Source organism: Pseudodesulfovibrio profundus, from assembly GCF_900217235.1.
Taxonomy (GTDB): domain Bacteria; phylum Desulfobacterota; class Desulfovibrionia; order Desulfovibrionales; family Desulfovibrionaceae; genus Pseudodesulfovibrio; species Pseudodesulfovibrio profundus.
Genome location: NZ_LT907975.1, coordinates 2,551,943 through 2,565,851, shown reverse-complemented (window position 1 = coordinate 2,565,851; position 13,909 = coordinate 2,551,943). Strand labels below are relative to the sequence as shown.

Genomic DNA, 13,909 nt, shown 5'->3' with positions numbered 1-13,909 from the left:
CGCTGCACACATGAACAAAACCACAGACGACGGATATATCGAAGGCGTTTTTTCCATTGAACGCATGGCAAAAATCGGCACTGGCACCACCGCCCGCCGTGTCAAACAGACGGCCATCTATTACGCTCGCCAGGTCAACGATACCACCGTGGAGTTGCAGGGACTGAACAACAAGAAAGTCCCATCCGGCCATATTGAGGAAATCACTCTGGACGAATTGCTCAATGACTACCTCCCCATGCCGCAGCTTTACAATGAAGTCATCAGCAACATCCGCAAGGTGCAGAAATCGGTCGCCCGTGGCGACAAATTCCGCAAGCGCAACGAAACCTTCACCGCTGAATACGAATACGCCAATGCACTCAATCTGGACGAGCAGAATGTCCGTGCCAATTTCGGCATCGGACTGTGCCTGCTGGCGCGCGACGAAGTGGATCGCGCCAAGAAGGTTTTCGACCGTATCATCAACCTGGACTCCGCCTTTGCCGACGAACACAAGCACCTGTTCAATGAATACGGCATAGCCCTGCGCAAAAAGAAACTCACGGGTCAGGCTGTGGATTACTACAAACGAGCCATCGAGATTTCCAACGATGACGAGAATCTCTGGTTCAATCTCGCCCGCGCCCAGTTTGAACGCGAGAAATGGAAGGAGAGCAGTGAGGCGGTCATCAAGTGCCTCGCCCTCAATCCAGAGCATCCCGAGGGGAAAAAGATGCTCACATTCCTGACCAAGAAGGGGCTGGTATAATTTCGTCTTTCAAGGGGACTTCATGAGCACTATCAAGGGATTCGTCATAGCGGGAACACACAGCGGCTGCGGCAAGACGTCCGTATCGCTTGGGGTTATGGCATCTCTTGCCCGACGAGGCATCCATGTCCAGCCGTTCAAGTGCGGCCCCGACTTCATTGATCCGGGTCACCACGCCATGGCGTGTGGTGCGGGAGAGACCCCGGTGCCGAGCCACAACCTCGATGGATGGATGCTCGATGCCGCCACCAATGTCGATATTTTCAATAGATACGCATCCCGCTGCGACGTGGCCGTGGTGGAAGGTGTCATGGGCCTGTTCGATGGCATCTCCGGGACTCACGACGCAGGTTCCACGGCCCAGATGGCGAAGATACTCGGCCTGCCGGTCATCCTCGTGGTTGATGCCCGCTCCATGGCCCGATCCGCAGCCGCACTGGTCTCGGGATATGCCTCCTTTGACCCGGACGTGACCATTGCCGGCATCATTTTCAACCGCGTCGGCAGCGATAACCACGCCGAACTGCTCACCGAAGCCATGACCATACTGCCCGATGTCCCCGTGCTCGGCTGTCTCAAACGTGACGAGGACATCACCACTCCGTCACGCCACCTCGGTCTGGTCACCACGGAAAGCGATGAGGATGGGCTTGATCGCTATGAACGGCTGGCCGACTGGGTCGAATCCGGGCTGGACATGGACACGCTCCTGAGCGCCTTGCCCGATGTGGACGCCGTGGCCCCCTTTGAGCCTGTGCCGACAGTGCCGACGATCTCCATTGGCGTGGCCAAGGATGCTGCCTTTTGTTTCTACTACGAAGAAAATCTGCGCCTGCTGCGGGAAGCCGGAGCGCGACTGGTGGAGTTTTCTCCCATCGATGACCACCGTCTGCCTGATGCGCTGGACGGTCTATATCTAGGCGGCGGCTACCCGGAATTGTATGCCTTCGAGCTGGGCCAGAACAACAAACTCCGGCGCGAGATCAGGGATTTCTGTGAATCAGGCAAGCCCGTGTATGCCGAGTGTGGCGGCTTCATGTATTTGATGGAAGACATCATCACCAGCCGTGGCCGATATGCCATGTCCGGCGTCTTCCCCTTCCGGGCAGAAATGGGCGAGCGGTTCCGGGCGCTGGGATATCGCGAAGTGCAGACAAGGAATTCGTCCCTGCTCGGCCCGGCTGGAGCCACCATCAGGGGCCATGAGTTCCATTACTCCACCATCCAGGCTGACGCTGACATTTCCACCACACCGACCATCTACGCCATGTCGGGACGCAAGGGCGCCCTTCCGAATCCCGAAGGGTTCATTCATGCGAACACCCTCGGCTCCTACGTTCACCTTCACTTCGCCAGTCACCCAAGCATTGCCGAGCACTTTGTTCAGGCATGTCGCGAAGCACTGGGCGACTGACCACCTCTCTTCAGCAAAAGATTCGTTGGCACACGGCGCGGCATCCAGTAGGATGCCACCATGTCCTCCTCGCACCATACAAAGCGCAATCTCAAGGGGTTGTGGTCCTGGGCGCTCTATGACTGGGCCAATTCAGGGTTCGCCGCCCTGGTGCAGACATTTGTGTTTGCGGCCTACTTCACCCAGGCCGTAGCACAAGACGAAGCAATCGGCACGGCACTGTGGGGCAACATGATGAGTGCTGCCGGTCTGATCATCGGCATCGGCGGTCCGCTACTCGGTGCTGTGGCCGACCGCACCGGAAGGCACAAACCATGGCTGGGTACCTTCACCGCCCTATGTATCACGGCTACGGCCCTGCTCTGGTTTGTCCGGCCCGACGCATCCTTTATCCCCCTTGCACTGATACTGGCCGGAATCGGCACGCTGGGCAGCGAGTACGCCATGATATTCTACAATGCCATGCTCCCTCGATTAGCGGACGATAAAAGTGTCGGACGCTGGTCAGGATGGGGATGGGGACTGGGTTACGCCGGTGGGCTGGTGCTCCTGTTGATTGCGCTGTACGGCTTTGTAGAGCAAGGCGCATGGTTCAATGTTCCCCGTGAACAGGCCGCGCACATCCGTGCGATCATGCCCCTGACAGCCTTGTGGTACCTCCTCTTCTGCATTCCCCTCTTCCTGTTCACCTCGGATGCACCAGGCACAGGTGTCCCCCTCAGAACCGCCCTGTCGCAGGGGCTGGGCCAGATCAGGCGATCCGTACGGGAAGTTAGAAACTACAAGGACATCGCCATATTCCTACTGGCGCGCATGCTGTACAATGACGGGCTGACCACCATGTTCGCTTTTGGCGGCATATATGCTGCCGGAACATTCGGCATGACCTCCAGCGAGGTCATCATCTTCGGCATAGGGCTTAATGTGACAGCCGGACTTGGTGCTGCTGCTTTTGCCTGGATGGATGACAAGGTCGGCCCGCGAAAAACCATTCTGGTCTCGCTCACAGGGCTGACCGGATGCGGCGTGCTCATCCTGCTGGTGGAATCTCTCACGCTATTCTGGATTTTCGGACTGGCAGTGGGTATATTTGTGGGGCCGGTACAGGCTTCGAGCCGATCATACCTGGCCCGGGTCGCACCAGCCGAACTGCGCGGAGAGATGTTCGGGCTGTTCGCCCTGTCCGGCAAACTGACATCCTTTCTCGGGCCACTGCTCGTGGGCTGGCTGACCTTCGCCTCCGGTAGTCAGCGCGTGGGCATATCAGCAATCATCGCTTTGTTCGGACTGGGGCTTGCGGGCATGTTTTTTGTTCCCGCAGCCAAAAACAAGGAGTTATAATGTCTGATTTCGTCTTCTCCCTGACACAGGAAGAAAAAGACTACCTCAAGAAACTGGTGACCCAGTCCGTTGCTTTCGGGATCAATCCGTCAGACGGTCCTTTCGGCCCGCCGGAACCGCCCACGGACAAGCTTCGGGAACAGCTGGGCGCTTTTGTCACCCTGAAGATGGGCGGCAACCTGCGTGGCTGCATCGGCAATGTGCAGGGCAGTGGCGAACTGTTCCGCACGGTATGGGACATGGCCCAGCAGGCAGCCTTTCATGACCCGCGATTCCCTGCGGTCAACGAGCACGATGTGGATGCGCTGGAGTACGAAATCTCCATTCTGAGCCCCATTGATGTCTGCCCGGACCCAGAAAAGGTGGAAGTCGGCCGTCATGGATTGATCATGTCCCGCGACGGACGCTCGGGCCTGCTCCTGCCACAAGTCCCTGTGGAATGGGGATGGGACCGGGAAACATTCCTCTCCCAGACCTGTCTCAAGGCCGGACTGGATCCCGATGCATGGAAGGAGCCGGGTACAACCATCCTTTGGTTTGAGGCCGTGGTTTTCTAAAAAGAGAGAGCATGACTTACCAGTCGACAGAGACTTCGCTGTTCGCTACTATAAAATAAGCCAATCTGTATTAGACAGCGCTATACAGAAAACGACAGCAATCCATCGGACAGCAGGAAAGATAATGACATCTGATACCTCTTCAGCAGGCAACACCGCCTCGGTTCCAAACGACACCAAAGTCACCCGGATTCCCGGTGTCAAACTGGACATCCCCCCGGGCAAGGAAGTCATCCTTCGCATTCCGGGCTACGAACACAGTTACCGTGGCACCATCATCGGCCTTGATCCCTATGATTACATCATAGCCAAGGTCCGCCTGCCATCCTCCCTCCGCAAGGAACTCAAGTTCGGAGGAGAGGTCGTAATCAAGTACGTCAATCAGGGCACCATCTATGGTTTCAAGGCGCACGTGCACAACGCCATCTCCAAGCCGGCTCCTCTCATCTTCTTTGACTACCCGGACATCATAGAAAAGCTTCCTCTGCGGCGCACGCCTCGCTCACAATGCAGCATTGACGGCACCATTCACACCACGGAAGAAGAGATTGAATGCATGGTTGTCAATGTCAGTGAAACCGGGTGCAGAGTGTCAGCGCGAGTCGACACACGGGGCGTATTGCGCAATACCAAAGTTGACGACGCCCTGATCGCGACAATGAATCTCGGCAGCCTGGGCGAATTGAAGGTGGCCGTGGCGGTAAAGAATATTCAACAGGAAAAAGGCATCATATCCCTCGGCTGCATGTTTCTGGACATTACCGACAAGGAAACGAACGCCATTCAGAAGTATTTAGACAAGCTGTCCCGACACACAAACTAACATCTGCTGCCCATGATCAAGAAAGTTACCATAGACCAGCTCAAGCCAGGCATGACAATTGTCAAGATGGCGAGCGACTTATGGGAACACCTGCCGGGGCTGTATACCAAGCCCGGCCTCATTCGATCAAAGGAGCAGGTCGAACGTATTCGAGAAGCTGGTTATGAGCAGGCATTCATCGAAGTGAAAATTCCTGGCGAAGAGCCTCTGGAAAAGCGCCTCGACACCATGCTCAAGCGGTCCACGGTTGATCCGAAGCAAAAAAAGCGGGTCCCATTCGAGTCTGCCATCGAAGAAGCCCAGAAAGCCTATGACAAGGCCATGACCCACGCCCACCGCATCATTCACGATGCCAAGCTCGGACGGAAAGTGGACTACGAATCATCAGTGGAGACAGTCGATCAGATCGTCGACTCCGCAATTCAAAATCCAGATACCCTGCTATGCCTCTCCAAGCTGTCGCACTTTGATGAGTACACCTACACGCACTCCATCAATGTGTCTGCCATCGCTGTTGTATTCGGTGAATATCTGGGGCTGGGACGGAACGAACTGCTTGATCTCGGAATGGCCGGAATGTTCCACGACCTCGGCAAGACCGTGGTGTCTGAGCGGATCATCAACAAACGGGGCCGATTGAGTCACGCCGAATTCGAGGAGATAAAACGGCACCCGGGATATGGATACGAAATACTCCACAAACAGGGTGACATCCCGATTCCCATCATGGAAGCCGTGCACGATCACCATGAAAAATTCAATGGCAGTGGCTACCCGGGACACCTGACACGCAACAACACATCCGCCCTGGCGCGAATCATCAGCCTGGCCGACGTGTATGACGCCCTGACAAGTGACAGATCGTACAAAGACGCCATGTTGCCCAACAAGGCACTTGCCATAATGTACGGAATGCGCGATCAAGATTTCGACACAGTCGAAGTGCAAAGCTTTATCAAATGCCTGGGTATTTTCCCCTCGGGCAGTCTGGTCAAGCTCAACTCCGGTTACTACGCCATTGTTTATGAGGCCAACCCGGCCCAACCGCTTCAGCCGAAGGTCAAGATCATCCTTGATCCGGACATGCATCCGATCCCATCGAAGCTGGTTGATCTTGCTGTCCGTCACAGCGACAGTACGAATCGTCTTGAAATTGTGGAATGCGCCGATCCGGCAGTCTATCGGATCAACCTTAAACCATACCTGACACGCAAGAGATAACGTTCATGTCCGACGTATTAGACTTTGAAATATGGGCCGGCATCCTCACCCTGACCGCCATCCTCTATCTGATCAAGTATCTTCAGTCCCGCAAAAAGCAGGTCGTTTATCGCATCAGTCCCGACTCGCTGGACCGCTCCAAAAAAGTCATTCTTGCGGTCCTGCCGCTGGTGGAAGACGAAGACAACACATCCTTGCTGGATGAACGGCGGCTTCCCTACTCCAAGGAACACGTCAAAAACGCCGCAAAGATTCTAGCGTATTACTACTGGAAAAAGCACAAACCTGCGGAACTCGCCAGAATCAAGAACGTCTTCATTTCCCTGTGTCGGTTTCAGAACACGGACCTGGATATGGAGGCGCAGGCACGGGTCATGTCCAAAGAACAAACACGGCTGACGCGGGAATTCGAGCACTATATGACGCACTCCCCGTTGAAGACCGGGAACAGCCCGAGCTGATCCTACCCGTCGCTTCCCTCACGAATGGCATCAAAACGCTTCCTGAGTTTCTTCAGGATGTGATCATACCCTTTCGGGTGATGTGGAAGAAGGCAATTGGTGCAATCCTTGACCCCGGATTCGAGCACCGTAAAACGCCCTCCGCAATCATCAAAAAAGTACAGCGGACAAAAGCAGAACAGGCAGTTGAACTCATCAGGCTTTTCCGTCTTGTGACAGGGAAAGTACTGGCAATCCTGATTACAAAAAAATCGATAGCTACTTTGCATCTTACTTGAACAGGACCTGTTTTTCGGGCGGCTCGCACTCACTCTCTTCCGGGAACCGGTTGAACGGGAACGGACGCTTGTTTTCATTGAGCGTGTTGTAACGCATCAAACGGTAGCCGAACTGCGCCAGTGTATTGGAAAACTGACGTAACGGTTCACTCCGTTTCTTGGCGATCAGCAGATAGCCGTATTGAAAGATCACGGTCAACTGCACCAAAAGGGCCGTCACCTCAAAAAATATCATGCAGACCAAGGTGATCAACAGGCGCTTGAGGATGGCTCCGCGATCAGCTGTGGTAGGTCGACTGGCACTCATGAACGAACTCCTTTTTCTGTATGGTTGAGGGACAACCATAGCGCGAAACCGGTCTTTGTTGAACCGGTTTCGACTACATCCCTCGGAAGGATTGGAAAAACGACCTAAAACCCTTCTTCAAGGGGAGGCCAGACCAGGGCGTGAACCGGCGGATCGATCGCTGCCATGGGCTGGTTCGCTGCCGGACGACCGGAAACAGCCAACTCCACGTGACGGCCCACGATCTTCAGACGCCGCTCGGCAAACCACTGAATGGCCTGCGGGAAAATTCTGTGTTCCATCTTGAGGATACGAGGTTCGAGAGCGTCGCCATCCTCACCGGCCTGACATGGCACGGCGGCCTGGATGATAACAGGACCGTGGTCCATCTGCTCATCGACAAAATGGACGGTGCATCCGGCGATCTTGACGCCGTAGTCCGCTGCGTCGGCCTGCCCGTTCACGCCGGGAAAACTCGGCAGCAACGCGGGGTGGATGTTGATGACTCGCCCCTCGAATGGCGACAGGAATGTCGTGGTGACGATGCGCATGAAACCGGCCATGACGACCAACCCGTCCTCACCGATACCGGCCGCGTGGATAGCATCCACCATGGCCTGGTCAAAATCTTCACGAGAGCGAAAATCATTGTGAAGCAACACCTTGTAAGGCAGTCCGTACTTCTTTGCCCGCTGAATGCCGTAGGCATTGGCCTTATTGGAGATGACAAGCTTGATTTCAGCATCAAGCGCTCCCACCTCGATGCGGTCGATGATGGATTGCAGGTTGGACCCGCTGCCGGAAACGAGAACGGCGATAGGCAAAGACATGTACACTCCTTGAACCCTGTTTCAAACCAGACAGTGATTGGACATCGATGGAACGCAACAATACGTCGCTCCGGTGGTAGTTGTCGTAAACCGGTATTTTTTTCAAGGAGAGAATACGGATTCCATTCAAATTATTACTCCTACCACCCCGCACTTGCACTTCCCTGAAAATGTGATAGGAAATTGAATGGTGAAAAATCTATTTAAAACCACTATGTATATAAATAAACACTGCTTACTACTACTGTTCATATTCCTCTTTGGGTGGGCTTCACCTGTGCAGGCACAGACACTCCTGGCCATGGCAGAAGAAAATCCCCCATACTGCTACACAAGTAAGGGACGCCCCATGGGAGTGGCTGTCGAGCTGTTTGAAAAGATGACGCAACAGGCGCAGATAGACTGCCCGGTTGAAAGTATTCGCTTTTGGCCCTGGGCCAGGGGATATGAAGAAGTCCAGGTCAATCGAAACGCCATATTGTTTCCCATGGCACGAACAGTGGAGCGCGAAGCGCTGGTCCAATGGATTGGCCCCATTCAGACGTTGAAGGCCAGCTTCATCGCAAGGAAAGCATCAAAGATAACTTTCCAAAGTATTGATCAAGTGACCGAAAAATATATTGTTGGAACCATCCGGGACAGTGCCGCAGAACAAATGCTTGTTTCCATGGGCGTTGCACAAAACAAGATCCACAGTGTCCACTCCATCGATCTGAATATCAGAAAACTCCTGAAGGGACGTATTGACCTGCTCCTTGTCAATGAGGCCGCATTCTTTCACAGCCTGGAAAGCATGGGGCATAACGCGGATGAATATGAAGTGGTCCACCCCTTTCTCGACACCACACTCTATTTTGCTGCAAACAAAGATATGGACAGGGATGTCGTAAGACGCCTCCAGAAGGCACTGGATTCGATCAAAAACAGCGGCCAGCAAACCACCATTCTTTCCAAGTACAGTATGTAGCTAGGACTTAAGCCAGACAATCGCCAGGGTCGGTCGTTCAAACGCCTTGATGCGTGCCCCATGGCTGACGCCGATGGTTTCATACACACGCGCATACTCCATTCTTTCAGGCCGGACCAGCAGAGCCACCCTGAGAGGACGTTCCCTGTTCATGCGCTTGATGCATTGCACCGCAAGATCATATGTCCCGCCATATTCTCGGCCGTAGAACAATTCCCGCAAATCAAACATCATCATTTGGGCATCGTTAAGCCGACACTCTTCCATGGCAGCATCAATGAAATGCAACATTTCACTTGCTTCTTCGGAAGTTCCTGACGCAGTCACCAGGACATACCCATCAACGATTGTACAATTATACTCAATAGACACGGCTACTACCTGTATTACCTTTCCTCAACTCTGGATCAACGGACAATGGCTATAAAAAATATACACGTTTTATCGCACAAATCCAGTAATATATAGAAAAAGGCCACCCTGATAAACAGGATGGCCTTTCAATGTAATAGCAAGATGTTTCGACTAGTCGGCGTCGCTCAAGAGCACATCAACAAGGCCGGGAATGGTATAATCTTCCGGCTCAAGGTTGGGCGTAAATCCGAAGCGTTCAACCGTCTTGGTGGTGATGGGACCGATGGATGCGATCTTCACGTCCGGGTACTGCTTGAAGACTTCCGGCTTCACCAGCTCAAAGAAGTTCTCGACCGTAGAGGAAGAGGTGAACGTCACATACTGGATGTCGCCGTTATCAAGGGCAGCCACAATGTCGTCGCCGGAGCTTTCGGCCAGTTTGGTCTCGTACACGGGAAGAACCGTGACATTGCAACCGGCTTTTTTCAGCTCTTCGGGCAACACTTCACGTGCAACCTTTGCGCGGGGGATGAGAACATCCTGTCCCTGAATGCCCAGCTTCAACAAGCCTTCGACAACGTGTTCGGCAACGTACTTCTCGGGTACGAAATCCGGGTTGATCCCCCTGTCCTTCAAAGCATCCGCAGTGGCGGGGCCGATGGCGGCAACTTGAATGCCACCCAGGATACGGGAATCCAGACCGATGGCATTCAGCTGTTCCCAGAAGAATTTCACACCGTTGACCGAGGTGAAAACGACCCACTGGTAACGAGCCAGTTGCAGAATGGCGGTTTCCACTTCGTTGTAGTCATCGAGGTGTTCCACGGAAATGGTGGGAAACTCATGTACGCAGGCGCCGTGACCGCTCAGGATATTGACCAGCCCGCTGGCCTGTTCCCGGGCGCGGGTTACAACAACGCCCTGGCCGAGCATGGGCTTCTTCTCGAACCATGCCAGCTTGTCGTGCAGGGAGCAGACACCGCCAACGATGATGATGGACGGAGCCTTCCACTTACGCTCTTCGGCTTCGCGGGCCACGTTCTCCAGTGTGGAGACAAACGAGGTCTGGTTGCAGCGCGTACCCCAGCGGACCAGTGCCACCGGCGTATCAGCCGCACGGCCATTTTTCATGAGGTTCTCGGCGATCATCGGAAGATTGCCGACACCCATGTAGAAAACGAGGGTGGAGGTGGACTTGCCGTATACTTCCCAGTTGTGACCGGATTCACCCTTGGTCGGGTCTTCGTGTCCGGTGATGAAGCAGACGGAGGTGGTGTGGTCGCGGTGGGTGACCGGAATACCGGCATAGGCAGGCGCTGCCACACCGGCGGTGATGCCCGGCACCACTTCAAAATCGATACCGGCTTCCACCAGCTCTTCGCCTTCTTCGCCGCCACGCCCGAAGACGTACGGGTCGCCACCTTTGAGTCGGCAGACAACCTTGCCCGAGCGGGATTTCTCGACGATCAGGTCATTGATCTTGTCCTGGGGCAGGGTGTGATCGCCACCTTTCTTGCCGACATACAGGATTTCACACTCCGGCTTGCACCATTTCAGGAATTCGGCGTTGGCCAGATAGTCGTAAATCATGATGTCACAGGTCTCGATGATCTCCTTCGCACGAAGGGTCAACATGCCCGGATCGCCCGGTCCAGCTCCAACTAAGAATACGTTTGCCATAAGAATTGCCTCCGGCGGCCCTTCGGGGACCGGAGAACCTTTTGAAAAAAGTTCTCCGGACTCTCCAAAACTTTTTGTTGCGGCGCTTGGTGGTCATACGGTCTTAACAGGACCGGGTGCGCCGATATTATAGTCACCATATGGATGCACGTTTTTGCCGTGCACAGTCGCCGCCTTTGATGCGTCTATTCTTCCCTTTCGTAACCGGCGGCGCGCCGAAGCGTTTTGAAAGAGCATCCGAGGAAATCACGAATGCGTGATTTCCCCAGGTTGTTTCAATTAGCCCATGACCGACTCAAGGCGTTCCTTGAGCTGGGTCAGTTTATTCTTTTCTTCTTCCATTTCAGCGAGCTTGCCCTTTTCCTTTTCGACAACGGCCTCGGGCGCATTGTTGACGAAGCCGGGGTTGGACAGCTTACCTGAAACACCTTTCATGGTCTTTTCAAGCTTTTTCAGATTTTTGTCCAGACGGGCCAGTTCGGACTCGAAGTCCACAACGCCTTCCAGCGGAACCGCCAGCTCATGCCCCTGAATAACTGCGGCACCAGAGGCCTTGGGAGCCTCGACATCGGCACCGATGGTTACATTGTCGACACGTGCCAGAGACTGAATCAGGTTGACGTTCGCCTCAAGCACTGCCTTGTCTTCATCATTGACGGTCTTGATAAGCAGGTCGAGCTTCTTGGCGGGTTCGATGAGCAGCTCGGTTCGGATGTTACGAGTGCCGGAAACAACGCCCATGAAGAGCTCCATTTCCTTGACCACATCCTTGTTCAGGCACTGCTCGCGCATTTCCGGGAACAGCAGGGTGGCGATATCGTCGCTGCGATCATCACCGGCAGGTCGGGGCAGTGACGTCCAGATTTCCTGCGTGATGAACGGAGTGACCGGGTGCAGCATGATCATGGTTTCGGAGAGCACGGTCCACAGCACCTTCTGGGTGGCTGCTTTCTGTGCTTCGTCCTCGCCGTAAAGGGCGGGCTTGACCATTTCCAGATACCAGTCACAGAACTCGGACCAGATGAACTTGTAGAGTGTCTGGGCGATCTCGTTGAACTTGTACTCGCCAGTGGCCTCGGCAATGGTCTTCTTGACCTCTTCGAGCCGGTGGAGAATCCACTTGTTGGCCAACCCTTCGGCCTCGGTGACGTCCACTGCGGGAATCTCGTCCGGCAGGTTCATCATGGCGAAACGGGTGGCGTTCCAGATTTTATTCATGAAGTGCTTGTAGCCTTCGATGCGCTGCTCGGAGAGCTTGATGTCGCGGCCCATGGCAGCGAAGCTCGTCAGGGTGAAACGCAGGGCGTCGGCACCGTATTTCTGAATCATGTCCAGCGGATCAATGACGTTACCGGTGGACTTGGACATCTTCTTGCCCATTTCGTCGCGAACCAGTGCGTGGATGTACACGTGGTTGAACGGCACCTGCTCCTTGAACTGCAGGCCCATCATCATCATGCGGGCGACCCAGAAGAACAGGATGTCGAAGCCGGTGACGAGACAGGAAGTCGGATAGTACTTTTCCAGCTCCTTGGTATCATCGGGCCAGCCAAGGGTGGAGAACGGCCACAGAGCGGACGAGAACCACGTGTCGAGCACGTCTTCGTCGCGAATTAGCTTGGCGGAGCCGCACTTGGTGCACTGGGTGGGATCATCCATGGCAACGATCAGCTCGCCGCAATCCTCACAGGTCCAGGCCGGGATGCGATGCCCCCACCAGATCTGTCGGGAGATACACCAGTCGCGAATCTCATCCAGCCAGTTGTAGTAGGTCTTGGTCCAGTGCTCGGGATAAATCTGGGTTTCGGACGGAACAGCGGCACGTGCCTTTTCGGCCAGCGGCTTCATGGAGACGAACCACTGAGTGGAAACGTGCGGCTCGATGGTGGATTTGCAACGATAGCAGACGCCCACGGAGTGATCGTGGTCGGCGATTTCGAGCATCCGGCCCTCGGCCTCCAGATCGGCAATAACAGCCTTGCGGGCTTCCTTGACGGTCAGGCCCTGGTACTTTTCCGGTGCGTTCTCATTGACGATACCGGCTTCATCCAGAATGGAAATGACTTCGAGGTCATGCTTGCGACCCAGCTCCCAGTCGTTCATATCGTGAGCCGGGGTCACCTTGAGGCAACCGGTTCCGAACTCGATATCAACGTAGGTGTCACCGATGATCGGCAGTTCCTTACCCACCAGCGGCAGGATGGCGGTCTTGCCAATGAGGTGGTTGAAACGATCGTCCTCGGGATTCACGGCAATGGCGGTATCGGCCAGCATGGTCTCGGGCCGGGTGGTGGCAACAATGAGATCGCCGGAACCATCGGACAGGGAATATTTGATGTGATGCAGAGCACCGGGCTTGGCTTCGTGTTCGACCTCATCATCGGCCAGTGCAGTGTGACAACGGTTGCACCAGTTGATGATGTAGTCGCCCTTGTAGATCAGCCCCTGCTCGAACAGCTCGACAAAGACCTTGCGAACAGCCTTGGCGCGCTGGTCGTCAAAGGTGAAGCATTCACGAGTCCAGTCAACGGAAGCACCCATGCGGCGGATCTGGCTGAGGATGTGGTCGCCCTTTTCCTTTTTCCAGTCCCACACACGTTCGATAAATTTTTCGCGACCGAGATCGTCACGGGTCAGCCCTTCTTCCTTGAGCTGGCGCTCCACCACGTTCTGGGTGGCGATGCCTGCGTGGTCGGTGCCGGGGACCCACAGGACGTTCTTGCCCTGCTGGCGGTTGAATCGGCACAGGATATCCTGCAGCGTCAGGTTCAAGGCGTGGCCCATGTGCAGCACGCCGGTGACGTTGGGCGGCGGGATGACGATGGAATAGGCGTCGCCCTCGTCCTCCGGATCAGGGGTGAACGTCTTGTTTTCTTCCCAGTGGGTTTCCCACTTTTCCTCGACATCCCAAGGTTCGTATGCCTTGGCGAGTTCTTTACGAGCCAT

Annotated in this window: 14 protein-coding genes; 8 read left to right on the top strand and 6 right to left on the bottom strand. The window is 54.9% G+C overall.

Features of this window, described 5'->3' with window-relative positions; all coding sequences use genetic code 11:
- Positions 1–10: 10 nt before the first annotated feature.
- From DPRO_RS12060 to DPRO_RS12030, 7 genes are all read left to right on the top strand, one after another.
- Positions 11–751, top strand: a complete 741-nt coding sequence (locus DPRO_RS12060) for a hypothetical protein (protein ID WP_097012267.1) — start codon at positions 11–13, stop codon at positions 749–751.
- Positions 752–773: 22 nt separating this feature from the next.
- Positions 774–2,165, top strand: a complete 1,392-nt coding sequence (locus DPRO_RS12055) for a cobyrinate a,c-diamide synthase (protein ID WP_097012266.1) — start codon at positions 774–776, stop codon at positions 2,163–2,165.
- Between the two features lie 60 nt (positions 2,166–2,225).
- Entirely contained in the window at positions 2,226–3,506 is a 1,281-nt protein-coding gene (locus tag DPRO_RS12050) for an MFS transporter (protein ID WP_097012265.1), read from the top strand.
- Complete coding sequence (amrA, locus tag DPRO_RS12045; protein ID WP_097012264.1) at positions 3,506–4,063, top strand: AmmeMemoRadiSam system protein A; 558 nt, start codon at positions 3,506–3,508, stop codon at positions 4,061–4,063. The genes DPRO_RS12050 and amrA overlap by 1 nt, the downstream gene beginning before the upstream one ends.
- A 124-nt stretch (positions 4,064–4,187) precedes the next feature.
- Complete coding sequence (locus DPRO_RS12040) at positions 4,188–4,886, top strand: flagellar brake protein (RefSeq protein WP_097012263.1); 699 nt, start codon at positions 4,188–4,190, stop codon at positions 4,884–4,886.
- Positions 4,887–4,898: 12 nt separating this feature from the next.
- Positions 4,899–6,107 carry an HD-GYP domain-containing protein gene (locus DPRO_RS12035; protein WP_097012262.1) on the top strand — a complete coding sequence of 403 codons (1,209 nt, stop codon included), beginning with the start codon at positions 4,899–4,901 and terminating at the stop codon, positions 6,105–6,107.
- A 5-nt stretch (positions 6,108–6,112) separates the two neighbouring features.
- Positions 6,113–6,568, top strand: coding sequence for a hypothetical protein (locus DPRO_RS12030; protein ID WP_097012261.1), 456 nt, complete (start codon positions 6,113–6,115; stop codon positions 6,566–6,568).
- A 2-nt stretch (positions 6,569–6,570) separates the two neighbouring features.
- On the opposite strand, the gene DPRO_RS12025 is transcribed toward DPRO_RS12030, so the two are convergent.
- From DPRO_RS12025 to purN, 3 genes are all read right to left on the bottom strand, one after another.
- Positions 6,571–6,837, bottom strand: a complete 267-nt coding sequence (locus DPRO_RS12025) for a cysteine-rich small domain-containing protein (protein ID WP_097012260.1) — start codon at positions 6,835–6,837, stop codon at positions 6,571–6,573.
- Position 6,838: 1 nt separating this feature from the next.
- Positions 6,839–7,153: a DUF4389 domain-containing protein gene (locus DPRO_RS12020; protein WP_097012259.1), complete on the bottom strand. Its 315-nt coding sequence runs from the start codon at positions 7,151–7,153 to the stop codon at positions 6,839–6,841.
- 104 nt (positions 7,154–7,257) lie between these two features.
- Complete coding sequence (gene purN, locus DPRO_RS12015) at positions 7,258–7,962, bottom strand: phosphoribosylglycinamide formyltransferase (RefSeq protein WP_097012258.1); 705 nt, start codon at positions 7,960–7,962, stop codon at positions 7,258–7,260.
- 277 nt (positions 7,963–8,239) lie between these two features.
- Here purN and DPRO_RS12010 point away from each other — a divergent pair, with 277 nt between their 5' ends.
- The gene (locus DPRO_RS12010; RefSeq protein WP_162291179.1) at positions 8,240–8,929 is read left to right on the top strand and encodes a substrate-binding periplasmic protein; all 690 of its coding nucleotides are present in this window, start codon (positions 8,240–8,242) and stop codon (positions 8,927–8,929) included.
- Here the strand turns inward: DPRO_RS12010 and DPRO_RS12005 are convergent, their stop codons facing one another.
- The 3 genes from DPRO_RS12005 to DPRO_RS11995 all read right to left on the bottom strand — a co-directional run bounded on the left by DPRO_RS12005 (position 8,930) and on the right by DPRO_RS11995 (position 13,909).
- Positions 8,930–9,301: a hypothetical protein gene (locus DPRO_RS12005; RefSeq protein ID WP_157917463.1), complete on the bottom strand. Its 372-nt coding sequence runs from the start codon at positions 9,299–9,301 to the stop codon at positions 8,930–8,932.
- A gap of 153 nt (positions 9,302–9,454) precedes the next feature.
- Positions 9,455–10,963 (bottom strand): uroporphyrinogen-III C-methyltransferase, encoded by a 1,509-nt coding sequence (gene cobA, locus DPRO_RS12000; RefSeq protein WP_097012255.1) that lies wholly within the window; start codon positions 10,961–10,963, stop codon positions 9,455–9,457.
- Positions 10,964–11,242: 279 nt separating this feature from the next.
- Positions 11,243–13,909: a valine--tRNA ligase gene (locus DPRO_RS11995; RefSeq protein WP_097012254.1), complete on the bottom strand. Its 2,667-nt coding sequence runs from the start codon at positions 13,907–13,909 to the stop codon at positions 11,243–11,245.